At 37.1% G+C, this 25810-nt stretch carries 17 protein-coding genes and 4 tRNA genes; 15 read left to right on the top strand and 6 right to left on the bottom strand.

The window, feature by feature from the left end; translation table 11 throughout:
• Positions 1-153 precede the first annotated feature (153 nt).
• The 4 genes from fdhD (at position 154) to DWA31_RS13260 (ending at position 7852) form a co-directional block, all read left to right on the top strand.
• The gene (gene fdhD, locus DWA31_RS13275) at positions 154-1035 is read left to right on the top strand and encodes a formate dehydrogenase accessory sulfurtransferase FdhD (protein WP_114327054.1); all 882 of its coding nucleotides are present in this window, start codon (positions 154-156) and stop codon (positions 1033-1035) included.
• 70 nt (positions 1036-1105) lie between these two features.
• A complete protein-coding gene (locus DWA31_RS13270; protein ID WP_114327053.1) occupies positions 1106-2827 on the top strand; it encodes an NADH-ubiquinone oxidoreductase-F iron-sulfur binding region domain-containing protein in 1722 nt (573 codons plus the stop codon).
• 2 nt (positions 2828-2829) lie between these two features.
• Positions 2830-5640 carry a formate dehydrogenase subunit alpha gene (fdhF, locus tag DWA31_RS13265; RefSeq protein ID WP_114327052.1) on the top strand — a complete coding sequence of 937 codons (2811 nt, stop codon included), beginning with the start codon at positions 2830-2832 and terminating at the stop codon, positions 5638-5640.
• A gap of 181 nt (positions 5641-5821) precedes the next feature.
• Positions 5822-7852, top strand: coding sequence for a sensor domain-containing protein (locus DWA31_RS13260; protein ID WP_245942623.1), 2031 nt, complete (start codon positions 5822-5824; stop codon positions 7850-7852).
• A gap of 35 nt (positions 7853-7887) precedes the next feature.
• Here the strand turns inward: DWA31_RS13260 and ybaK are convergent, their stop codons facing one another.
• Complete coding sequence (gene ybaK, locus DWA31_RS13255) at positions 7888-8355, bottom strand: Cys-tRNA(Pro) deacylase (RefSeq protein WP_114327050.1); 468 nt, start codon at positions 8353-8355, stop codon at positions 7888-7890.
• Positions 8356-8459: 104 nt separating this feature from the next.
• Between ybaK and sbcD the strand changes: the two genes are divergently transcribed.
• From sbcD to DWA31_RS13235, 4 genes are all read left to right on the top strand, one after another.
• Complete coding sequence (gene sbcD / locus DWA31_RS13250) at positions 8460-9809, top strand: exonuclease subunit SbcD (protein ID WP_114327049.1); 1350 nt, start codon at positions 8460-8462, stop codon at positions 9807-9809.
• Positions 9806-13303 (top strand): AAA family ATPase, encoded by a 3498-nt coding sequence (locus tag DWA31_RS13245; protein ID WP_114327048.1) that lies wholly within the window; start codon positions 9806-9808, stop codon positions 13301-13303. The genes sbcD and DWA31_RS13245 overlap by 4 nt, the downstream gene beginning before the upstream one ends.
• A gap of 68 nt (positions 13304-13371) precedes the next feature.
• Complete coding sequence (locus tag DWA31_RS13240) at positions 13372-14271, top strand: DMT family transporter (RefSeq protein ID WP_114327047.1); 900 nt, start codon at positions 13372-13374, stop codon at positions 14269-14271.
• Between the two features lie 52 nt (positions 14272-14323).
• Positions 14324-14818 (top strand): FKBP-type peptidyl-prolyl cis-trans isomerase, encoded by a 495-nt coding sequence (locus DWA31_RS13235; protein WP_114327046.1) that lies wholly within the window; start codon positions 14324-14326, stop codon positions 14816-14818.
• Positions 14819-14944: 126 nt separating this feature from the next.
• Here DWA31_RS13235 and tsaA read toward each other — a convergent pair whose 3' ends face one another.
• From tsaA to metG, 4 genes are all read right to left on the bottom strand, one after another.
• On the bottom strand, positions 14945-15685 hold the full coding sequence (gene tsaA, locus DWA31_RS13230) for a tRNA (N6-threonylcarbamoyladenosine(37)-N6)-methyltransferase TrmO (protein ID WP_114327045.1): 741 nt from the start codon (positions 15683-15685) through the stop codon (positions 14945-14947).
• A 17-nt stretch (positions 15686-15702) separates the two neighbouring features.
• The gene (rcsF, locus tag DWA31_RS13225) at positions 15703-16134 is read right to left on the bottom strand and encodes an Rcs stress response system protein RcsF (protein WP_114327044.1); all 432 of its coding nucleotides are present in this window, start codon (positions 16132-16134) and stop codon (positions 15703-15705) included.
• A gap of 13 nt (positions 16135-16147) precedes the next feature.
• Positions 16148-18316 (bottom strand): cation:dicarboxylate symporter family transporter, encoded by a 2169-nt coding sequence (locus tag DWA31_RS13220; RefSeq protein ID WP_136037997.1) that lies wholly within the window; start codon positions 18314-18316, stop codon positions 16148-16150.
• A gap of 95 nt (positions 18317-18411) precedes the next feature.
• Positions 18412-20532, bottom strand: a complete 2121-nt coding sequence (gene metG / locus DWA31_RS13215) for a methionine--tRNA ligase (RefSeq protein ID WP_114327042.1) — start codon at positions 20530-20532, stop codon at positions 18412-18414.
• Between the two features lie 395 nt (positions 20533-20927).
• On the opposite strand from metG, the gene apbC reads away from it, so the two are divergent.
• The gene (apbC, locus tag DWA31_RS13205; RefSeq protein WP_114327041.1) at positions 20928-22100 is read left to right on the top strand and encodes an iron-sulfur cluster carrier protein ApbC; all 1173 of its coding nucleotides are present in this window, start codon (positions 20928-20930) and stop codon (positions 22098-22100) included.
• A 41-nt stretch (positions 22101-22141) separates the two neighbouring features.
• Positions 22142-22723, top strand: a complete 582-nt coding sequence (gene dcd, locus DWA31_RS13200) for a dCTP deaminase (protein ID WP_114327040.1) — start codon at positions 22142-22144, stop codon at positions 22721-22723.
• 82 nt (positions 22724-22805) lie between these two features.
• Here the strand turns inward: dcd and DWA31_RS13195 are convergent, their stop codons facing one another.
• Positions 22806-23741: a gluconeogenesis factor YvcK family protein gene (locus tag DWA31_RS13195; RefSeq protein WP_114327039.1), complete on the bottom strand. Its 936-nt coding sequence runs from the start codon at positions 23739-23741 to the stop codon at positions 22806-22808.
• Between the two features lie 425 nt (positions 23742-24166).
• Between DWA31_RS13195 and DWA31_RS13190 the strand changes: the two genes are divergently transcribed.
• The 5 genes from DWA31_RS13190 (at position 24167) to DWA31_RS13170 (ending at position 25805) form a co-directional block, all read left to right on the top strand.
• Positions 24167-24242, top strand: a tRNA-Ala gene (locus DWA31_RS13190).
• 72 nt (positions 24243-24314) lie between these two features.
• A tRNA-Glu gene (locus DWA31_RS13185) sits at positions 24315-24390 on the top strand.
• Positions 24391-24469: 79 nt separating this feature from the next.
• Positions 24470-24545: transfer RNA gene (locus DWA31_RS13180), tRNA-Glu, on the top strand.
• A gap of 191 nt (positions 24546-24736) precedes the next feature.
• Positions 24737-24812, top strand: a tRNA-Glu gene (locus DWA31_RS13175).
• Between the two features lie 273 nt (positions 24813-25085).
• Positions 25086-25805, top strand: coding sequence for a GntR family transcriptional regulator (locus DWA31_RS13170; RefSeq protein WP_114327058.1), 720 nt, complete (start codon positions 25086-25088; stop codon positions 25803-25805).
• The last annotated feature ends 5 nt before the right edge of the window (positions 25806-25810 follow it).

Here is a 25810-nt window from a genome sequence, read left to right as displayed (position 1 = left end):
ACTTAGTTTATTTAATATTGCTTCTTTAAATTGGCTTGAATGCCTTTGATAGTACACTGTTGTTAACTTACCGCTCCCTGTTTATTTACTAAATTAATTGAGGCGACAACAATCCTGACACAGGGGGATACCAGAATAATTAATTGGATAATTATGGCGGATATTGCCGATAATCAGTACACCATAAAGCGAGTTGATAAAGTGGTCTATACTCGTAAACATAAGGTTAACCGAGTGATTGCACGCGATAGCGTTGTTACTGAGCAGCCTTTACAAATCAACTTACATTGGTACAGGGAAGACGAAGGGGCTGAAACAAAAGTATTTGCTATCACTATGCGCTCTTTAGGTGATGATAAGTATTTGATTCTTGGTTTGTTATTTAGTGAAGGTGTGATAAATAGTTACGAAGATATAGAAAACATAAGCCCTGATAACAGCGCGGGAAATTCTAATAAAAATAGTTGGCAAGTATATTTAGTTAAAGGAAAGCAACCAAAGTTAACATCAATTGAACGTTTTCAAACAACGTATTCAAGTTGTGGTTTGTGCGGTGCAACGTCATTAAAAGCGCTAGAATTTAAAAATCCGCCTAATTTATTGACCTTAACTGACAATTTACAATGTAGTGCACATTATATTTATACGTTAAGTGACAAAATGCGAACACAACAACCCTTGTTTGATATTACCGGCGGCATACATGGAGCAGCACTGTTTAATCACCACGCGGAGTTATTAACTGTTTTTGAAGATATTGGTCGACATAACGCGGTGGATAAACTTATCGGTCATCGCCTCGTTGAACACCCATCGTTGCAAAGTAATAAACTGTTAATTATGTTGGTTAGTGGACGGGTAAGCTTTGAAATAGTACAAAAAGCGGTGATGGCGGGAATCAGTATTTTAGTTGCCGTTGGAGCACCCTCTGAATTAGCAATTAAAGCCGCTCAACGGTTTGAATTAACCTTGATTGGGTTTGCTAATGCTGACTCCTTTAATCTTTATCATGGTGATTGGCGGATTAAAGCGTAAATTCGGCGTTAAGTAGAAAATAATCAAATGCTGTAAATATCTATTTTATGAAAAAGTAAGAGAGTAAATCATGTCGAAAAACTTATCACAACTTGCCCGTAGACAGGGCATTGACAACACTTTATTTCAACAGCTTATTTTTTCAGATAGCGTTGGTTCAACTAGCGTTAACTCAACCGACGCATTAAAGCATCAACGTCAAGTATTGGCGAAAGAGTTTTTAATGGGCGAAGCTGTTGTTCATGGTGCGGCTAGTTTTTATGATTTTATTGATGATGGAACCAATGAGCATAACGCTAACAAAAAAGCGTATGTGTGTAATGGCTCTTCTTGCTTGTGTGCAAATACTCAAGCTACGGTTAAAGAAACGTTAGTTGCTGAATTTGGTGCAGAAAATGTTGGTCATGTTACTTGCTTAGGACGTTGTGCGGAGAATAGTGCTTTTCAAGTGAATGGTAACAATTTCTCAGGTTCGGATATTGATAAGGTAAAACAAATTATTGGTGAAGCAAACACCGCTTCAAATGAAAATTATCAGGTACGTACTACTTTAGCTGAACCAATTTTAACGGCTGAAATCTCTGATGTAGCAAAGTATTACCAGTTGTTCGAGGACTTATCTAAACAATATCAACAGCAGCAATTATTAGAAAAGTTAGTTGGATCAGGGCTACGCGGTCGTGGCGGTGCAGGTTTTCCAACGGGTATTAAATGGCGCTCAGCGTTAACGGAAACTTCAGCGGAAAAGTATATTGTTTGTAATGCGGATGAAGGTGATGCGGGGGCTTTTTCTGATCGCTATTTGCTAGAACACCGGCCACATGCAGTATTATTTGGCATGTTAATGGCGGGCTTATTAACCGGTGCTAGAACGGGTGTTTTATATATTCGTGCAGAATATCCTGAAGCAATAAAACAAACCGAGCAAGCGATAAGTGAATTTGAACAGCTCATATTGGATGAAAAAATATCAGCAGGTTTTTCCTTTAAAATAATCAAAGGTGCAGGCGCTTATATTTGCGGTGAAGAAACGGCACTATTACGTTCAATCGAAGGTCAGCGACCTGTGGTTTCTGTTAGACCACCATTTCCAACGCAGAGTGGTTTATTTGGTTGCCCAACCGTAGTCAATAATGTTGAAACTTTTGCCTCAATACATTTTATATTTTCTGATCTTGATAGTGTTAACAATAGCGGTGTTGATAAATATAAAACGTTAGGTAATGGTAAATCTACCGGCAGTAAATTACTTTCTCTTGATGGCGCTTTTGTCTACCCCGGTATTATAGAAGTGGCGATGGGCACAACGTTAACAAAGGTTATTGAGCTTGCTGGCGGTTTTGTAAAAGACATCAAAGCATTGCATATTGGTGGGCCACTGGGCGGTGTAGTGCCGTTAGCTGAAATAGACAAGCTCACCATAGATTTTGAATCATTCAGTGATAATGGATTTTTACTTGGCCATGCCAGTATTATTGGTATTCCACAGTCAATGAAAATGATTGATTATATCGCCCATTTGTTTGAATTTACGGCACTTGAATCTTGCGGTAAATGCTATCCCTGTCAAATAGGCTCAGTGCGTGGTCAAGAAATGTTCGAGCAAGCAATCACAGGTAAACAACCAATTAACTCTGAATTATTAAGTGATCTATTAGAAACCATGCAGTTGGGCTCTTTGTGCGCCTTAGGTGGTGGCGTACCATTACCCATTAACAATATATTGCAGTATTTTGAAGATGAAGTTTCACCTTACTTTCTGTCGAAGCAAAGTACAGAAATAGGAGAGTAATAATGAGTCTCATAAGTCATGAACAAGCGCCACACGCTTTTTTAAACGGTGTCTCCCACCTGATAGAACAAGGTGAAACTATTTTAACCTTTAGTCGCCGATCAAATACTGACCACGTTGTCCCTACCTTATGTGATGATTCGCGATTAGAGCCTTACGGCAGTTGTCGCGTTTGTAGTGTCGATGTTGCCTTAGTGGCAGAGGGGCCAAGAAAAGTGATGGCTTCTTGTCATACACCCATTAGTAATGGTATGCATATTTATACTCATTCACTACGTATTGAAAAGTTACGTAAAAATATTATTGAATTGGTACTGAGCGATTTACCACAACACACATTACCGGTACAACAAAGTACGAGTAATACAGAATTTGAACAAGTGGTTCTTGCTACTGGCGTAACTGAAGTACGTTTTAACCAAGGACGACAAAGTGTTGCTAGTGTGCCACTAACGGTTAATAAAAAAGGTGAAGCGAGTCTTTGTGATGACAGTCATCCGTACATGCGTATGGATTTATCTTTGTGTATTGATTGTAATCGCTGTGTACGAGCTTGTGATGAAATTCAAGGAGAGCAAGTTTTAAGTGTTGCTGGTCGTGGTTTTGATGCACGAATTATTAAAGGACAAGATGTTAGTTTTAATGACTCTGACTGTATCTCTTGTGGTGCTTGCGCACAAACTTGCCCAACAGGGGCTATCAGTGATGTTTTTCGCCAACAACTAGCAAAAGCCCAACATACAAACGAGCAAACACCAATAGAAAAAATTCGTACCATCTGTTCGTATTGTGGTGTTGGTTGTAATCTAGAAGTGTCGGTGCAAAATAACAAAATATTATCAATTGAAGCGCCTAAAGATGCAGCAGTGAATAATGGCCATACCTGTTTAAAAGGGCGTTATGCATGGCGATTCTATGATCATGATGACCGTTTAGACTCTCCTTTAGTGAAAATTGATGGCAAGTTAACAAAAGTCAGTTGGGATTATGCTTTTGATTATATTGCTCAACGTTTCAACTCCATAAAATCAGCGCATGGTAGTGATGCTATTGCAGGTATTTCATCGGCGCGTTGCACTAATGAAGAAAACTATTTATTACAAAAAATGATGCGCGTAGTGATCGGCACTAATAATATCGATTGTTGTGCTCGGGTTTGCCATTCACCTACTGCCTACGGTATGCAGCATAGTTTCGGTACGGGTGCGGCAACAAACTCTATCGAAGACATAAAACAAACTGAATTTATTTTACTTATTGGTGCTAACCCAACAGCGGCACATCCCGTGACGGGCGCTAAAATCAAACAAAAAGTGATGAAAGGTACACCGCTCATTGTTATTGATCCAATAAAAACCGAGCTAGCCAGATATGCTAACTGGCATATTCAATTACGCCCTGGCACTAACGTTGCCGTATTAAATATGATGGCCTACTTTATTATCGCTGAAGGATTAATTGATCAAGCTTTTATTAATGATCGTACTGAAGAATATCAAAGCTACCGTCAAGCCATTATGGCACTCAATATTGATAACTTAGCCGATATTGCAGGTGTTGATAAAAACTTGGTAAAACAAGCCGCTGTTGCTTATGCTAAAGCGAATAATGCCATGAGTTTTCATGGCTTAGGTGTGACCGAGCACAGCCAAGGTAGTAGGGCTATTATGTGCATTGCTGACTTAGTGATGCTAACAGGTAATATAGGCCGACAAGGTGTTGGTATGAATCCACTTCGTGGACAAAACAATGTTCAAGGTGCTGCTGATATGGGTTGTCAGCCACATCAGGGAGCGGGGTACTTTCCTGTTGAAGACACAGACAGTATTACTTATTACCAACAGCATTATCAAATCACTGAAAACTCAATGGTTAATTTAAATCAATGGCCGAAAAAAGTTGGTTATAAAATTCCTGAAATGTTTAATGCGGCTTTGTTAGGTGATTTAAAAGCGTTATGGATATTAGGTGAAGATGTTGTGCAAACCGATCCGAATCAACAGCATGTTGTTGCTAGCCTAGCTAATTTAGATTTGTTGATAGTACAAGAAATCTTTTTGTCAGAAACGGCCAAAATGGCCGATGTGGTATTGCCGGGCACAACTTTTTTAGAAAAAAGTGGCACTTTTACCAATGGCGAACGTCGGGTGCAAAAAGTCAATGCCGCAGTGAAACCTAGAGCGGGTTGCAAAACTGATGGTGATATCATTGTTGAAATGATGAATGCTTTAGGTTATCCACAAACACCCTATGATGCGGGTTCTATGCTAGCAGAAATATCCCAAGTAGTGCCATTTTTTACCGGTATTACTTGGCAAAATCTAGGAAACGATGGCTTGCAATGGCCCGTAAAAAAAGGTGGTGTTGATACTCAAATATTACACACGGATACTTTTAAACGAGGTTTAGGAAAGTTTCATTTTTATGAATTTGAAGAAAGTAGTGAAATTCTAGTTAATCAAAAGGAATTTCCATTTATTCTAACGACGAGCCGAAATCTTGAGCACTATAATGCTGGCACCATGACCCGCAGAACAAGTAACGAATGCCTTGTAAGTGAAGATGTTTTACTTGTTAACCGTCAAGATGCAATTTCAAAAGGTATCATTAACAAAAGCAATGTAAGGTTGTTTTCTGCGCGTGGTGAAATAACATTAACTGCTCAGATTAGTGATAAGGTAAAGCAAGGTGTTTTATTTACCACATTCCATTTTCCTGAGTTAATGATCAACCGGGTAACAGGTGATGTAACCGATAAACACACTAAATGTCCTGAATATAAGGTAGTTGCGGTTGGTATTGAAAAAGCGTAAATAAGTAAAAAGTTGATACTTTCTACTTTATATAACTGTTTAGTAGGTAATATCTTAAATTAGCGTCTATTATAAAGTTACCTATTCAAGAACCCGTTAAAAACTTTATATGAAGGACTATGTTAAGTTAGTGTCTAATAATAAACCGTCTAAGCAGGAGCGTTTACCTCCCAATTATGTGATGAATGATCCGCTGCACCATTTACTTGATGCTGTGGATGCTATTGCGGTACAAGGTTATGATGAAAATCGTCAGGTTGTTTATTGGAATAAGGGCAGCGAAATACTCTATGGCTATACTAGTAAGGAAGCTTTAGGGAGAAAGCTAGAAGATTTAATTATTCCTGAGCAAATCAAAAAGTCGGTTATAGCAGGTATTAAAAATTGGCTAAGTAATGGTGTAGAAATCCCATCAGGAGAATTACTACTGCGTCGTAAGGATGGCAAAAACATTTTTGTACATTCAAACCATGTCAAGTTTACAAACCAATATAATCAAAAACAAATGTACTGTATTGATATTAACTTATCTGATTTAAAGCATATTGAGGCACAAGCTAAACTTAAAGAGCACATGTTAGCTGCAACATTTGAAGTAATTCCTGATTTATTTTTCTTAATGGAAGTTGATGGCACCATCATTGACTATCACGCGAGTAATAAAGTAAATCTCTATGCGTCTCCAGAAGATTTTATTGGTAAGTCTATGACTGACATGCTGCCAAGTGAGGTTGCCGATAAATTTAAAAGCAATATAGTGAAGGTTATCACGCAAGAAGGGGTGATTAGTTTTGAATATGATCTAGTAATGCCACAAGGCGTGGTTTATTTTGAGGCCCGAATTACTTATCTGGCTAACAATAAACAAATAATAGCCATCATTAGAGATATCACGGAACAACATCAGGCAGCAGAATCAATTAAAAAGCATGCCTATTATGACACCTTAACAGGCTTACCTAACCGTTTCTTAGCCTTAGATCGTTTATCGCAAATGCTTACTGAAGCTGAACGTAATAATGAAAAAACTGCTGTGCTCTTCCTTGATTTAGATGACTTTAAAAAAGTGAACGACTCATTAGGTCATGAGGTGGGTGATAAATTACTGATTGAATCAGCAACACGATTAAAAAAAATTGTTCGAAAAGAAGATACGGTAGGGCGTTTAGGGGGGGATGAGTTTATATTTCTCTTACGTGGTTTATCGGATGAACTTAGTGCTTTATCGATTGCAGAAAACTTACTAAGAACCTTCAGAAACCCTTTTAAAATAGATGGTAGAGAACTTATTTTAACGCTCAGTATTGGTATTGCCATGTTCCCTGAAAATGGTAAAGATACCTCTGAATTATTACGAAATGCTGATGCTGCTATGTATAAAGCCAAATCACTGGGCCGAAATACTTATTCATTTTTTACCAAAGAAATGAATGTAAATATGCTACGCCGCTTAGAAATTGAAGAACAAATGCGTGGAGCATTAGAACGTGGTGAATTTGACGTGTATTATCAACCTCAAATTGATACTACCAATAAACAAATTATTGGCGCTGAAGCACTACTACGTTGGTATAATCCCGCATTAGGTAATGTCACGCCAGATGAGTTTATACCTATTGCAGCGCATATGGGTTTAATTGTTCCTATTGGTCAATTTGTCCTTAAACGGGCATTATCTTTTTTGAGCACTTGGCAAACAAAACAGCAAAATTCATTAAGAATTGCCGTTAACTTATCTCCACGCCAATTTAGAGATCCATTATTATTTGATTTTATTGAAAGATCTCTCATTAAGGCTAATGTCTCTGCTGACAAGCTTGAACTTGAAATTACCGAAGGTGTGCTCATGATAGGGCAAACCTATATTGATGAAGCCCTTATTAAATTACATAAACTTGGTGTTAAGCTCTCAATGGATGACTTTGGTACCGGCTATTCTTCTTTAAGTTATTTACGTCAATATGCCTTTGACATTCTCAAAATAGATAGAAGCTTTATCACTGATATAACAAGCAATAAAGCTGATTATGATTTGGTTAAAGCAACTATTGCTATGGCACAAAGTTTGGGCTTGAAAGTTATTGCTGAAGGGGTTAAAACTAAAGAACAATTTGAACTATTAAATCAGTTGAAATGTGATTATATACAAGGTTATTATTTTAGTAAGCCTATAACAGCTAAACAATTACTTAATTTTTCTGTAACGTTTTAAGTGTTTACTTTAACTAACTACTTTAACTAACTATTTTAAACAACTATATCAGCAAAAATTGCGCGACACATTGTAGCTAAATCTTGCGGTGATAATTCTATTTCTAAGCCACGTTTACCGCCGCTAACAAAAACATAAGTAAAGTGTTGTGCGCTGTTATCTATAATCGTGGTTAATAACTTCTTTTGACCTAATGGGCTAACGCCACCTAAAACATAACCAGTACTCACTTCAACACGATTAGCATCAGCCATTTTTACTTTTTTTACCTTTAAGGTTTTGGCGATAGCTTTTAAATTTAACTTAAACATAACAGGTACTATGGCAACGGCTAATTGATTAGTGTCAGTGCAGATCACCAACGTTTTAAAAACTTGCTCTGCATTGAGGGATAATTTCTCCACCGCTTCAATACCAAATGATTGGGCGTTAGCATCATGTTGATATTGATGTATTTTGAAAGATATATTTTTCTGTTTAAGTTGCTTGATTGCCGGTGTCATTATTATTTTTTAACCACCAATTATTGATAATATTTAATGGTTTAATTATCCTAATGAGGTAGAATTATCAACCAATTATTTCCTTAAGATGCTCTTTAGCTTTTATGCGTATTATTCACACTTCTGATTGGCATTTAGGTCAATATTTCTATGGTAAAAGCCGCGCAAATGAACATCAGGAATTTTTAACTTGGTTGTTAGCACAAGCTAAAAGTCATGATGTTGATGCCATTATTGTTGCCGGTGATATTTTTGACACCGCAACACCGCCAAGTTATGCAAGGCAAATGTACTTTAATTTTATTAGTGAACTTCAATCACTTAATTGCCAGCTTGTTATTTTAGCAGGTAATCATGATTCTGTAAGCATGTTGGCGGAATCAAAAGACCTATTAAGCGCTTTATCTACTCGCGTGATCGCTAATGTGAGTGATCTTGATAACAATGAAAATTTGGCTGAACAAGTTTTCATTTTGAAGAATAATAAGCAAAAACCTAAAGCGGTGATTTGTGCTGTGCCATTTATTCGTCCTCGCGATGTTATTAAAAGTCAACAGGGACAATCAGCCAGTGATAAATCCTTAAGTTTACAGCAAGCCATTGTCGCTCATTATCAAGCCTTATTTGAATATGCTCAGCAACTGGTGAAAGACAGCAAACTGAAGTTACCTATTATTGCGACCGGACACCTAACTGCTTTGGGTGTTACTACCTCTGATTCAGTTCGAGATATTTATATTGGCACGTTAGAGGCGCTGCCAAGTAATGCTTTTCCTGCGGCTGATTATATTGCCTTAGGTCATATTCATCGTGCACAAAAAGTAGGAAAAACCGAAAATATTCGCTATTGTGGCTCACCAATCGCACTAAGTTTTGATGAGGCTAAACAAAATAAACGAGTATTATTAGTTGATTTTAACGAGGGTGATTTATCTTCAGTGACTGATCTCATCGTGCCATGCTTTCAACCATTGGCCATGGTCAAAACCAGTTTACATGAACTAAGTCAAGTGGTTGAGAAGTTACTGGCTGAGTTAAACCTCAGCCCAGAAGACAATCCAAAACTTTGGTTAGATATTGAACTAGTCGATAGTGATCGTTTAAGTGATTTACAGTCAAGAATCGAAACACTTGTTGAAGATTTCCCCGTTGAAATATTATTAGTTAGGCGTGCTAAACAAATACGACAGCAATTAATGCAAGAACAACAAGACAATAGCATGTTAAGTGAACTTACCCTTGATGATGTATTCTCATCACGTTTAAGCCAAGAGGAATACTTTAACCAGAAATGTGGAACCACCAATCAAGTTGATAGTAATGAAGGTGACAGTAATGAGTCTCACCCTGAAGTTGATATCGAAGCTGAGAAAGTAGAAGATCATAAAAAAAGACTGCAAACTTTGTTTAAGCAAACGGTCGCGCAAGTATTAGCGAAGGGAAGTGCTCGATGAAAATATTGCGATTACGATTTGAGAATATTAATGCTTTGAAAAATGCTTGGTTATTAGATTTTACCAAAGCGCCTTTTGATACTAATGGCTTATTTGCAATAACAGGCGCAACAGGCGCAGGAAAAACCAGTATTCTCGATGCTATTTGTTTAGCGCTGTATCATGAAACACCACGGATGAAAATTTCAGCGAGTCAGAACCAGTTAATGACACGTTATAGTGCTAATTGCATGGCAGAAGTTGAATTTGAAGTAAAAGGGCTGGTGTATCGCGCGTTTTGGAGCCAAAAACGTGCTCGTAATAAGGCCGATGGCAATTTATTAGCGCCTGTTGCGCAATTGTCGATCTTAAATGCTGAATATGACGGAGACGATACAGATAGTGGTACTATCATTGCGGAAAAATTAAAAGAAGTCAAAGATAAAATAGCGCAAATTACCGGTTTGAATTTTTCGCATTTTACCAAATCAATGATGTTATCACAAGGTGAGTTTGCTGCTTTTCTAAATGCAGATGGCAAAGAAAGAGCTCAGCTATTAGAGCAATTAACAGGTACGGAAATATACAGTGAAATTTCTAAGCAAGTTTTTGATAACCACAGAGCGGCTGAAAAATCTTTACAGTTATTACAAGCGCAATCACAAGGGGTTAATCTTTTAACTGAACAAGAGAGTGTTGTTTTACAAGAAGAAGTTTCAACATGTGAGCAAACAAGTACGCAAATAACGTTAGAGCAAACAAGTTTATCTGCCTTGAAAAACTATCAAATATTAAAGGCTTCACAAAATAAACTGTTAACGCAAGCTGATGTGCTGACAAATGACATTCAACAAGCCCAAAAACAAGTTAGCACGAGTCAATTACTAGTTAATGAACAGCTCGCATTGCAAGAGAAACAACAAACTCAGTTCCACTTAATAGAAAACAAGCTAATTAATAACATAATACCGCTTGATAGCGATATTGTTCATATGATGTCGCAATTGGATACACTTGCTCAACAAGTGAATATCCAAACAAATGCATTAACCAGTGCAGAAGATAAACAACAACAAACCCAAGAACAAAAACAATTACTAAGCGCTGAAATTGCCCAAATACAAAATTATCTCACAGAGAACCAAACATTAGTTGGTGTTAAAGAAAAGCTACCTTTGTGGGGAAATCAAGTTAACCAGTTAGCGCAATTAAAATCTACGATTGTAGCTAAAAATCAGCAGTTAGCCGCAACACAGCAGTTAACTAAGCGCCTTATTGATGAACAAAACCAGCAACAAGGTTTACTGACAGAAAACCAGAGAAAACAGCAGACGCTACAAGAGCAGGTAACTACGTTTGATATACAACACCAACAGTTATTATCACAATATAACCCATTATTACTTCAAGTAGCGCTTGAGCCTATTAATGGTGAAGTAACAGTTGATGCACTAGGTGCAAGAGTTCATAGTGCGCAAAACCAGCAAGCAAGTTTTACACAAGCACTACAACTGTCAAAACGCTATCGCACACTAGTTCTTGAACAAGAAAAGTTAGCAAGTCAAAAGCAGCAATCGACAACTGAGCTTGCCATTTGTGGAAAACAATTAGCTGAATTACGTCAGCAATTCTCAGTACTAAATCAACAAAGAAAAGATGTAGAAACTTTAATTGCTCAACAGCAAACAATTATGGATCTTAGTGATCACAGAGCTAAGCTACAGCCAGAACAACCTTGTCCATTATGTGGCTCTTTAGAACACCCCGCTATTACACAATACCAAGCAATTAACCTTGATGAACATCAACAACGTTTACAGAGCTTAACTGATGAATTAGAGCGTATTAAAGCCGCAGGCGATGAATTACGAAATTTCGAAAACCAGCTAAATAGCACTGTAAAGTTCAATGAAGAGTCGACACAAAAAATAGCAGGCGAACTTATAGACTTGCTAACCAGTTTTGAGCAATTGTTATTACCAGCGTCACTAAACTTAGTGTTAGCAAAAACTGAATATATTGAACAGGCATGTAATACAAAACTTTCGCAAGTACAGCTACTCAATCAATTATATAGTGATCTTAGTGAAAACAATCAGCAAAGCTTTGCTATAAATCAACAGTTACAAAAAGTTACTCAAGGGGTAGAAAAAGCAAAACATCAATCTGAATTAATACAAGCAAAACTAAACGCTAATCAAGACGATATTACTGAGCAACTTAATGCACTTAAACAGCTAGAAACTGAGCTTAATCAGATTAAAACTATATTGCTAGAAGATGTTACCGCGATGCAAGTTAGTCATTTTCTATCTGTCAATTGTGACAAGGTTAGTTTATTTAACTCAAGTAGTTGGTTAATAGAACTTGATAATCAAGTAACTTTATTTGAGCAAGCTTCTGTGAAATTAACGCCGCTTTCAACTGATTTATCCAGTGTTGAAAAGGATGATATTCTATGGTTTGAACAGGCTAAACAAGCTAGGGAACAATTATCTGCGCTATCACAACAGTCTACCGTATTTAATGAACTATTAGAGTCGAAGTTAAAGTTACGTGTTGCCTGTTTTATTGAGTTGGGTTATGTCAGTAATAATCAGCAGTCCTCTGATTTTGTTAGAGAACATATAGAAATAGAAGAAGCTAGTGTAAACCTCAAGCTAACAAGTTTGCAAAGTGCACATCACACTGATGTAGTGAATTTACAACAGTTTGTAGGCCAAGAAAAACGGGCTAAAGAGCAACTGAGTGAAATTAAAGTAGAGCTTGAGCAAGCCATTAACCAAGTGAAATTATCAGTAGAAAATAGCAAAGGTGATTTAGAGAAGTTACAAACAATTGAGCTCTCAATGTTAGATCACCTGCTGCAAAATTTAGCAGAAAAGCTAAAACAAACTCAATTGCAGTTAGGTCAACATCAACAAACGCTCAATGCAGATCAGCAAAACAAAACTAAACAACAAGGGTTACTTACTCAGATCACTAACGAGCAAAATGCACTGGATGATTTAGCCTATTTAACTCGTTTAATAGGCTCAGCTGATGGGGCTAAATTTAGCCGTTTTGCCCAAGGTTTAACACTTAATCATTTAGTGTATTTAGCGAACGAGCAACTCAATAAACTTGATGGCCGTTATCAATTACAGTGTCAACCAAATGAAACCTTAAGTTTATCTGTACTCGACACATGGCAAGGGGATAGCGTTCGTGATACTAAAACGCTTTCTGGTGGCGAAAGCTTTTTAGTCAGTTTAGCCTTGGCGTTAGCACTTTCAGATTTGGTGAGCAGTAAAACCAGTATTGATTCACTGTTTTTAGATGAGGGATTCGGTACATTAGATAACGATACCCTAGAGATTGCCTTAGACGCATTAGATAACTTAAATGCAACGGGTAAGATGATTGGCATTATTAGTCATGTAGAAGCGTTAAAAGAGCGAATAGCGGTACAAATTAAGGTAGAAAAGCAAAGTGGTTTAGGGGTGAGTGTCTTAGACAATCAATTTGCAATTTAATATCCAGTTACTTTATGAGTTAAGACCAATGGTATTAACCAGTACAAACAACAATTAGGATCGTACCAGTGGAAATTTGGATTTATTTCACCTTACTTGCTGCAACGATGCAAGCCGTACGCACTGCGGGGCAAAAACAGCTCTCTGGTAAGTTAAACTCGATGGCAACTACCGCGGTTAGGTATGTTTATGCGCTGCCTTTTGCCTGGCTATATTTAGGATGGATGCTGTCATTTAAAGGGATAGAAATACCTAAACTTAACAACGAATTTTTAGTTTACGCCCTTATTGCTTGTGTAACGCAGATTATCGGTACCGTTTGTTTAGTAGCAGCATTTCGATATAAAAATTTTGCTGTAGCGACCAGCTTGGCAAAAACTGAAGCAATTCAAGTTGCTGTTGTAGGCGCATTATTATTTGCTGCTCCTTTAAGTTTTATGGGCTGGTTTAGTGTTATTGTCGGCGTTGTTGGCGTATTTTTAGTCTCAAAAGTTAAATTTAATTTACGCCATGTTATGGCGGGCTCTGATGCTACGATAGGTTTGTCATTTGGCTTAGGAGCAGGGCTAGGTTTAGCAATAACTACTTTATTGATAAGAGAGTCTAGTTTAGCGCTTAACACTGATTTAATGGTGAGCGCTGCAGTTACACTTGTGTTCATGATCACGGTACAAACTTTTATCTCACTTGCCTATGTGTATTTTCAAGATAAATCACAATTAGGACTTATGTTAAAACACTGGCGCTTATGTTTGTTTGTTGGCGTTACAAGCGTTTTAGGATCTATTGGTTGGTTTACGGGGGCAAGTTTTCAAACAGCAGCTTACGTTAAAGCACTTGGACAGGTGGAATTCTTTATCACACTTGCATTAACCTATCGTTTGTTTAAAGAAAAGATAACGGCTATCGAATATTTTGGTATGTTTTTGATTATATTAAGTGTAGTTATTTTGCTTTTGTGGGCGTAGATAGATTAAAATGCGCTGAAATACAAATCGTTTAAAATGGAAAGAGAATAAAATGAAAATCACCGATAAAACCGTTGTTCAGTTTCATTACGTGTTAAAAGATGAATCAGGTAAAGAGTTAGAGTCATCTCATGGCAACGATCCTCTTGCTTATTTACATGGCGCTAACAACACATTAGTTGGCTTAGAAAAAGCGTTAACAGATAAAGAAGCAGGTGATAAGTTTAGTACTACATTGCAACCTGAAGATGCTTATGGTGAGCGTCAAGAAGATATGGTACAACGCGTGCCAGTTAAACATTTAGAAGGTTTACCAAGCAAAAATGCCAAATGGAAAGCAGGTATGATTGGTGTCGTTCATACTGAGCAAGGCCAACGGCAAGTGACTGTAATCAAAGCAGGTAAGTTCATGGTAACCGTGGATATTAATCCGCCTCTTGCCGGTAAAGTATTAACGTTTGATATTGAAGTTATTGATGTGCGCGCTGCAACCGATGAAGAAGTTCAACATGGCCATGCTCATGGTGTTGGCGGTCATCACCACTAGGTCGATTTAACGTAATTGCTCGTTTGTCGCTAGGATTAACAAATTATATCTTAATGGATTGGTCGGTATTGGTATTATCAATATCGACTTTTTTTTAATCGTACTGGCTTATTGCCACTATTTTCTCTATAAATTACTAACAGCCGACGTTATGCCAATAACTTCAATGCTAGCTAATCCTTGCATTTGCCACTGAATATTTAAATCATATAAATTCATGCCATAGATTTTATCATCAATTTTTCCTTGTTTATATGCAGGGCGAGGGTCTTGCGCTAGTACTTGTTCGATAAATAAAGCCAAATCGGGAAAGTTGTGACTGTATTTTGTTAAGGCAATTTGGGCTTGTTTGTTAAAAGTCACCTGCAATGTAGATGAGGGTTGAGATTGAGCAAAACCTGCGTTAGCTTGAGGGATGGAGTCAGAGTATGGCACATAAGGCTTTATATCAACAATAGGGGTTTTATCTAATAAATCGATTGCTGAAATATGCAATATCACCTGTTGGTCTTTTATGTCTATAGAATCTAATTTTACTACCGACATACCAATAGGGTTTGGCCTAAAGGTAGAGCGGGTCGCTAGCACGCCGATTTTTTTATTACCGCCTAATCGCGGTGGTCTCACTAAGGGTTTCCAACCTTGTTCTTGAGTGCCGTGAAAGACAAACAATACCCAAATATGACTAAACTGCGCTAACTCTCTAACTAACTCAGGATTATTAGCATCACCTATCAGCGTTATAGTCCCTTTTGCCGAACTTACTAAACCTGGTTGACGAGGTATAGCAAATTTCTCTTTATAAGGAGAGTTAACTTGGCCAATAATGTTAAATTCAACTTTGTTATTTACACTGGATTTATTCATTATTTTAGCACTTTACTCTATTTTTTAGCCGGTAATTCAATTGCAAATGCTTTTGCGTAACATATAACAATGGCGTGACATTGTTGAGCATCGCTACTGTTGTTAAGTTTCACTAATTGCTCTGATGTTAATAACGCACAGCCTGTAAAAATAACAGCATTGCCTTGTTGTTCAAATGCTTGGCGTCTAGCTTGAGTTCTCGCATTAATTTCATCTGGTACAGCATGGTGAGGCTTTACTTGGCAATCTTGACCTTCAACGACACCAATATAATTATGGTGTGTTTTAATGTCTTTTTCTTGCTTGTAAATTTTAACCTTTGATGCTGAAAAATAATCACTGAAATTTTCTTTATCTAAGTTAGTTGATATATGACTGCTATTACAGCTTGATATCAAAGCCATTGTTGTTAATACAATGAAGGGGATGATAAATGTTTTTGTATTCATGATTAGTTAAGTTCTACTGTTGTTTGTTCAATAATTTAGGGTTTTTACCGGCAATCCAATAATTAAACAAACGATCGATATCGTTATTTTGTTTTTTCATTTGGATCCAGTTACGCATAAATAATTCAAAAGCCCTATCCTCACTATTGATAGCAAATGCCATCGCTAAGGGAGGTTGAGCAGGTTTTGGCGCAACAACGGTGTATTCTGGGTGCAATAATGTCCAAGCAGAAGCTGTTGGGGCACCGAAAAGCATGGCATCAATATGTTGGTATTTTTCTTTAAAATATAATCGTGGTGTTGATATTTCCCATACTTTACTGTGCTTAAAATAGCGTTTTATTATATTCTCACTGTAATATAATTCAGGAATTGAAATAATTAACTCTTCTTTACTAAAAATAGTTTTCCAATCAGTAAATTCACTGCGTCTTTCCTCTTTGACAATAAAAGCAATAGATTGACTGCTATAAGGTACAGTTAACGTTAACTCTTTCATATTATTAGGTAATACTGGAACACCTGTAGTCATATCTAAATAGCCAGATGATAATAACTTTTGGGCTTGTTTATGAAAAATTCGTACAAATTCAATAGATACCCCAAGATCATCAGCAAGCAAGTTTATAATTTCAATATCAAAACCAACGAGCTTTCCTTCATTATTATGAAAAGAATAAGGCAAATCATCTCTAAAATAGCCAACACGAATAAAGCCACGTTGTTTTATACGAGTTAACACATCAACATAAGGTTGAGAGTTTATCTCGACATTTTCGGGGCTTTTAAGCACGGTACTTTTGATATCAAGCATAACAAAATCACGTTCTATGAACTTTTTGTAACCTTGATATTGGTAACTAATACTGTCAAAAGTAAATCTAAGGCTGATAAATGCGATAATTGAAATAGCAGGCAGTATGATTAAGAACTTGCCAAATGAACGCCACTTAAAGGTAAATTGTTTAAGTATGCTAGTGGCAATTAGGATAACCAAGCTTGCTGAAAAAATCACAGAAAGCAGGGCGCCAAGACGGCCGACAATTAAATTTTCAGCCACAAGAAATAACTCAAATAAAGAACTTGGTACATTAAAAAGTTGTAATAAGCTTGGCATAGCAACAGAAGTTGAACCGAATAACTGTGACAAGCCAACGGTTAACAAATTAAGGTAATTACCGGCACTCACTTGTGAGCCAGAAAACCATGCTGCAAATAATACAAATAATAGCGCAAGTAGCTTTCCGCCTATAGGAAGGCTGAAACTAATAGGTACTATAATACTTGGCGCTATTAAAGCATTTGACTTTAAATTTGAATTGCTAATAGTCATTTTTTCGATTAATTGCTTGGTTTTTTCAACAATTAATGGAATAACAATAAAAAAGCTTCCGGTAGCAAATGCGGTGATCATTGCTGATCGTGTAGCCTTTAGTATGTCCTTATATTCCAAAGGTGTAATAGTGGCAACAATAGCGGGTAATATTAAAAAGGTTAATAAAAAAACCAATACACTTGCGGTGACAATATAAACCAACAAGCCATCTATTTGGGAGGCATCAATTGTGGCGGCGGCTCTTAATGCAATACAAAAAATAGCTAAAGGTGCTAGTTTCATAACCATAAAGCTAACATTGATGATGGCATTGTTTAGCCCGATTAATGCGAGTAATGTTTGCTTTTTAGCCCTAACTTGCATTAAGCCGATCCCGACGAAAATACTAAACATGACAACACTTGGAATTAAGCCATGAGCAAAAGAATAAAAAGGATTTGTTGGTATGAATAGTTGAATAAGATCAAATTCTTGTACTGTTTTTATAGTATTTACACTATAAAAGTCAGCACTTTGCCAGCTTGGAAAAGCAATAGGGGCAAGTAAAATAAAAAATAATACCAGTGCGATTAACGAGAGCAGAATAGTTAGACTTTTCTTAATTGTACTACTTATTTTAGCTGAAGAAAGACCACCTATACCGGTAATTAATGAAAGCGAAATATAGGGAAGGGCAGTCATTTGTAATAACATGACAAAGGCATTGGCTATTTCATTTACGCCTGTAAAAACGGTTGATGTTGTTGTTCCTATAATTAAACCTACTATCATGGCAGTTATGATCTGTAATGAAGCAGGTGTGTTTTTTAGTAAACTGGTCAACGCTTTGATCATCAATGTACTCACGTATTTAATCGTTGTATTCAATTGCTTTAGTAATAAAAAAAGGTATCGCGTTACGCTATACCTTTATGTTTTTAAATAGATTTATAAAATTTATTTTATTTTACTCTCATACCAGCTCTAGCACCATCATCAGGGTTTAATATCCATAAATCTTGGCCACCGGGTCCTGCGGCTAACACCATGCCTTCTGACATCCCAAAACGCATTTTACGTGGTGCTAAGTTGGCAACCATTACCGTATGCTTGCCAATTAAATCTTCCGGCTGATATGCAGACTTTATGCCAGCGAATACTTGACGAGTTTCAGTGCCTTCTTCATCTAATGCGAGTGTTAATTTTAGTAATTTATCTGCTTTTTCAACGTGCTCAGCATTGACTATTTTAGCAATGCGTAAATCAATTTTAGCAAAATCATCAAATTGAATTTCTTCAGAGATTGGATCTTCAGCTAATGGGTTCGCTAGGGCAGCAGAATTATCAACGACTTTTGCTGCTTTCTTTTTCTTCGCAGGTTTTTCCGCTTTTTCGGGGGCAGCGCCACCTAAGCTATCTTTTGAAGCATCAGTCATCGCATTAACTTTATCCATATCAACACGTTGTAATAACGCTTTGAATTTATTTATCTTATGGTCAGTTAATAAAGTTTTGTGTCCATCCCAAACTAGCTCATCATTTAAGAAAGCTGCAGTACTATCGGCAAGTACAGGCAATACTGGTTTTAAATAAATCATTAGAGTACGGAACATGTTGATACCAAGAGAACAAATATCTTGTACCTCTTGTTGCTTAGTTTCGTCTTTAACCAGCTGCCATGGTTCTTTAATGGCGATATATTCATTTACTTTATCAGCAAGTGCCATGATTTCGCGCATTCCACGGCCAAAATCACGTGATTCATAATGGGCAGCAATACTATTACCTGCAGCCATTACTTCATCAGCTAGGGCTTGATCATCAATGTTAGTTGATAACATGCCATCAAAACGTTTAGTGATAAAACTCGCACAACGAGAGGCGATATTGACTACTTTACCTACTAAATCTGAATTGACACGTTGTGCGAAGTCTTCAAGGTTTAAATCTAAGTCATCAATGCGATTGGTTAACTTAGCCGCATAGTAATAACGTAAATACTCAGGGTTTAAGTGCTCTAAATAAGTACGGCCTTTAATGAAAGTCCCTTTCGACTTTGACATTTTAGCGCCGTTAACGGTAACAAAACCATGAGCGTAAACCGCTGTAGGTTTACGGTAACCTGCGCCTTCAAGTACAGCAGGCCAGAATAGACTGTGAAAGTATATAATGTCTTTGCCAATAAAATGATATAGCTCAGCGTCAGAGTCTTCATTCCAAAAGCTATCAAAATCAATACTGCTATCTTTATTGCATAAATTTTTAAAGCTACCCATATAGCCAATAGGCGCGTCTAACCATACATAGAAGAACTTGCCTGGTGCGTTAGGTATTTCAAAACCAAAATAGGGCGCATCACGACTGATATCCCATTGTCTTAATCCTGAATCAAACCATTCGCTTAGTTTATTGGCCATTTCTTCTTGCAATGCACCACTGCGTGTCCAATCTTTCAGCATCTGCTCAAAGGCTGGTAAGTCAAAAAAGTAATGTTCAGAATCTTTCAATATTGGCGTAGCACCGGATACTACTGAGCGAGGATTAATAACCTCGGTAGGTGAGTAGGTTGCACCACAGTTATCGCAGCTATCTCCATTTTCATCTTCGCTTTTACATTTAGGGCAGGTGCCTTTAATAAAACGGTCAGGTAAAAACATCCCTTTCTCAGGATCATAAAGTTGAGAAATAACGCGTGTTTTAATATGACCTTTTTCATGCAAACGATTATAAATATCGCTAGCAAACGCTTGGTTTTCTTCAGTGTGAGTTGAGTGATAATTATCAAAGCTAATATGGAAATCGGCAAAATCAGCCATATGCTCTTCACGTATGCCATTGATCATCTCTTCTGGAGTGATCCCTAGTTCTTGTGCTTTAAGCATGATTGGTGTGCCATGAGCATCATCAGCACAAACAAAGTAAGTTTCATGTCCACGCATTCGCTGAAATCTTACCCAAATATCGGTTTGAATATGTTCAAGTAAATGGCCTAAATGAATTGAACCATTAGCGTAAGGAAGAGCACAAGTAACTAATATTTTGCGCTTTTTTGGTAAACTGTTAGAAGAAATAGCTGTAGACATGAATAAATAGTGTTTTTTGATGGTAATAATGGCTGCAATAGTACAGAATTTAACGTTTATACTCAAATAATTAATGTGATATCCATGCTGCTTCAAAATGCGAGGTTCAGGACTATTGAGCAATATATCGTCAAAGCGCATCTTTTTATTAATGGTTGTTCAGGAGAATGTGCTCCTGCATTCTCTAATAAGCTACATCCATGTAGCGTCCTTAAAAACAGATGCAATGATGAGCATTTTTTGCTCAGTAGTCCCCGTAGGGTGAGTTTTAAAGGCTTATATACGGCATTATTGACTTCGATAAGAGAACAACCATTATCTTCAATCAAGGCCTAGCCTCTAAGCCTTTTAATTCTCACTGAATCCTGCATTTTGATGTAGCATGGGTATATAATATGTTCGGCAAATTCTTCTCTAATAAAAGTTCCCCAAAAGTACCTGACAGTGGTCAAATTACAGCTAATTCGTCAGCAAGTGACTTGACCGCAACAGAAAAAATACAAGTGATAACAGAAACATTAAAAGATTATCGCTCTGAAAGTTTTCCTCAAGGCATACTTTCGGTTAGTTCACACTTTCATATTCACACTATTCCGAAGCAAAGTAAGGCTATTACCGTTGAACTTATCCTGCCTTTTCCCTGTCAAGGTGAGTTAGATGACATTGCCAAAAGTTTAGTTGATTCGCTAAAACAACCAGTTGAATTTGGTGTGCAACTAAATGTTAAGGCCGTACGCTCTTTTTCATTAGGTGGCAGTGAAAATAATATTAAAAATATTATTGCCGTGGCTTCAGGCAAAGGTGGAGTAGGTAAGTCAACTACCACGGTTAACCTTGCTTATGCGTTAATTGCAGAGGGCGCTAAGGTGGGTATTTTAGATGCAGACATATATGGCCCTTCTATTCCGACATTGCTTGGTTTGAAAAATGCTAAACCAAGTTCGGCAGACGGCAAGTTAATGGATCCTTTAACGGCTCATGGCTTAAGTGCTATGTCGATAGGATTTTTAGTTGATGAAAATGATGCCACTGTTTGGCGTGGCCCAATGGCGAGTGGTGCTTTTAATCAATTACTAACTGAAACAGCTTGGCCTGAATTAGATTATTTATTAATTGATATGCCACCGGGAACGGGGGATATTCAATTAACACTCGCGCAAAAAGTGCCTGTTGCTGCCGCTGTTATCGTTACAACACCGCAAGATTTGGCATTGATAGATGCAGCTAAAGGCATTGCCATGTTTGATAAGGTCAAAGTACCGGTATTAGGTATTATTGAAAATATGAGTTATCACTTATGTGACAATTGTGGTCATAAAAGTCATATTTTTGGGGAGTCAGGTGGCTCGCAAATGTCAAAGTCAAAACAAACACAATTACTTGGCCAATTACCTTTAGACATGAATATACGCCAAGATGCAGATTTTGGTCAATCTGACATCATTGAAAATAGCACTGGTGATATTGCTCACTTGTACCGTAGAATAGCGCGTAATATTGTAGGGCAATTATTTTTGCAACTCGATAACGCTAGCCCATTAACCCCAACGGTTGAAATCATTGACTAATCATTAGCTAATTTTTCAATCAGAGAGTAAGAAAAGTAATTATGAGATTATGTGATAAAGATATAGAGCAATACCTAGATGATGAACTAATCATTATCTCACCAAAACCCGATACATCAATGATCTCAGGGGTTAGTGTCGATATTCGTTTAGGTAATGAATTTCGTGTATTTCAAGACCATACCGCTCCCTATATTGATTTAAGTGCGCCTAAAGCAGACATGCAACAAGCGATGGATACGGTAATGAGTGATGAAATTGTCATTAATGACGGTGAAGCATTCTTTTTACATCCGGGTGAGTTAGCCTTAGCAGTAACGTATGAATCGGTTACTTTACCTGACAACATTGTTGGCTGGTTGGATGGTCGTTCATCGTTAGCACGATTAGGTTTGATGGTGCACGTTACTGCACACAGAATCGATCCCGGTTGGTCAGGACAAATCGTCTTAGAATTTTACAATAGTGGTAAACTACCCTTAGCATTGCGCCCAAAAATGAAAATAGCCGCGTTGAACTTTGAAACTATGTCATCAAGCGCAGCAAGACCATACAACAAGCGCAATGATGCAAAGTATAAGAATCAAAAAGGTGCTGTCGCTAGTCGTTTGAGTGAAGATTAACTAATCAGGTGTCAAAGGGAGATATTATTCACCCTTTCATTATCACTGAAACCGAATACATACTAAGCGACAGGGTATAAATCTAGGCCAATTTTTGCTTGTCGGTTTCAATCTTTTTAGTTTTGATATTTGTGTTCAAACCGCTGACGCATGCTTCTAATGCATTAATTAACTTATCCTTATCATGGTGATGTGGATGTTTTTGGTCAGCTAAATCGCGGCATATCACGTTGATCTTATTTGATACAACAGATGGTTCTTGACAAATAACACTATCAATAGGTAAACAACCTATATTGTCTTCAATCCAGTGTAGCTTCTCATCTATGCTCAATTTGGCTGCGGGACTATTTTCTAAAACGACATTATCGACAAAAACACAATGTCCTTTTCTATTAGCAATAGCATTACTTATGTCTCTTACTAACAACGGAGGAATGATACTTGTTAAGAAGCTCCCTGGGCCTAATATAATTAAATCAGCGTTATTTATTGCCTTTATGCAAGGCTCAATAGACTTAACTAATGGCGCTAATAGTAAACTTTTAGGCATGATTGGCATTTCATCAACGGAAAGCTCACCAACACGACACCGACCCTCTGGATAGAAAGCTATTAAATCTGTGGGGGTTTCAGACATAGGTAGAACTTGTGTTCGAACGCCTAATATTCGTCTGACTAGCCTAATGGAATATAAAGGTCTAGATTGAACTTCTCCTAAACCATATAAGATAAGATTACCTAAGTTATGGCCACCGAGCTCATCATTACCATCAAATCGAAAATTAAACAGTTGGCTGCCAATAGAATCTTTATCAACTAATTCAGTTAAACAATTACGTAAATCACCCCAGGCAATTGAGCTACTGCGTTTTCTTAATTTACCTGTCGAGCCGCCATTATCGGTTGTAGTAACAATACCGGTAAGTTTATTTCCCATAAATGATAGGGTTGATAAAACTCTACCTAAGCCGTGACCGCCACCTATAGCTACAATATTTAATTTATTTAACTGCATTGTTTTTTGTACTTGATATGCTTTAATACATCAGACCATACCTGTAAACAATTTAAAAATAAAGCATAAGCGTACTAAGGTTTAAATAAGGTGTAACAAGGCGTAAGTGATTAATACTTTTGATAACATTTTTGGATTTATTAAAGATTAGAAATTGTACAGATCAAACAACCAGTTAAGTAAAAAATAAACAAGTTGGTGTTTATCTAATCACTCAATCAGTTATTTGTAATATTTTCACTGTTTTTTTAAAATAAGTGTTGACAGTTTCAAGGCTGCTGCTTAGAATGCGCCTCGTTTTCAGCAAGTGTTCATTTCTTTAAATAGAGTCTGGTTGAGAGCTTCTTTCTTAGGAAAGAAAGTATTAAATAGCTATTAGGCCAGTTATTTAATATGACCGTTTGAATTTAGTTATTTAAACAAGCGGGGCTATAGCTCAGCTGGGAGAGCGCTTCGCTGGCAGCGAAGAGGTCTGCGGTTCGATCCCGCATAGCTCCACCATAATTTAGGTTTTTTGTTATTGAAGGTAAATAACAAAAAATAGATAGTTTTAACTTGCTAGCAAGTTTTAGTGTCCCTATCGTCTAGAGGCCTAGGACACCGCCCTTTCACGGCGGTAACAGGGGTTCGAATCCCCTTAGGGATGCCACTATTATCTTATTTTGCTTTTAAGCAAAGAAAGGTTAAGTTTGTTCATACTTATAAAAAATGAGCAGAAGCTGTTTAGTGTCCCTATCGTCTAGAGGCCTAGGACACCGCCCTTTCACGGCGGTAACAGGGGTTCGAATCCCCTTAGGGATGCCACTTATCTTTAAGTAGAAATATTAAAAGAAAGGTGCATAAAAGTGAAATAGTATCTTATGCTATGGATTATTAATCTGAAATAAGAATTTAGAGTTTTAGTTTTTCGATAAGTCTACTATTACGGGACTGAGTAAAACTAAATCACCAGAGTGATCTGGTAGATAGTTTGTATTAACAATAGTTAATCCAGTGTCCCTATCGTCTAGAGGCCTAGGACACCGCCCTTTCACGGCGGTAACAGGGGTTCGAATCCCCTTAGGGATGCCACTTTATTTTAAGTTAACTGAAAGTAAAGTGTACTAAAAGTGAATATAGAAAGCCCACGCAATATATTAATATTGCGTGGGCTTTTTTGTTTTCTTGAATAAAATTCAATCAATTCATCATTTTTTTCATTACTATCTTAAATTGTCGACAATAACACTTAAGTCTACTTGATTAATTATGTAATTCCGCTATTATGCATATAACAAAAACGATGTGTCGACAATGCAGTCGAAAACAAACCATTATAATTATAACCTTGATGTACTTAAATTTATGAAAACAAATAACCCAACTCAACAAGCAGTGGTCACTACCGCGGATAAGGTATTTGAGAAAATACAACATGCTATTGTTGAAGGTGAAATTCCTTCAGGTAGTAAGATAAGTGAACCTGGGTTAGCTAAACATTATCAAATAAGCCGCTCAACGTTACGTGAAGCTTTAAATCGTCTTGAGAAATGCCACCTTATCGAACGAAAAGCAAACGTCGGTTCTCGTGTTGTTCAATGTTCTATTGAGGGTTTATTAGAGCTTTATATTACGCGAGAAGCACTTGAAGGCATGGCATGTAGACAAGCAGCAAACAATATGTCTGATGAAGAAATATCAAACATGCAAGCGATGCTTAAAATTCATGCTCAAACTCAAGAGCTAAAAGATGGCACTGGTTATTATCAAGAAGAAGGTAATCTTGATTTTCATTATAAAGTTATTTTAGGTAGTCATAACAAACAATTAATTGAATTGATTTGTGGCCAGTTATATCACTTAGTGCGTATGTATCGTTGTCAATTCGGCATGTATAGCCCCAGAGCAAGTCGTGCTTTTGATGAACACTCGAGCATAATCCAAGCAATCGCAGATAGAGATGGAGAATTAGCAGAAATGTTAATGCGTCGTCATATTGCTGCATCACGTAAAAATATAGAAAATAAAATAGCTAAAGAAATTACTCAGAAAGAACAAACAAACATTCAACTCATTAAGTCTTAAGAGGA

Source organism: Candidatus Colwellia aromaticivorans (assembly GCF_003333305.1).
GTDB lineage: Bacteria > Pseudomonadota > Gammaproteobacteria > Enterobacterales > Alteromonadaceae > Colwellia > Colwellia aromaticivorans.
This window is presented reverse-complemented; position numbering and strand designations above follow the sequence as displayed.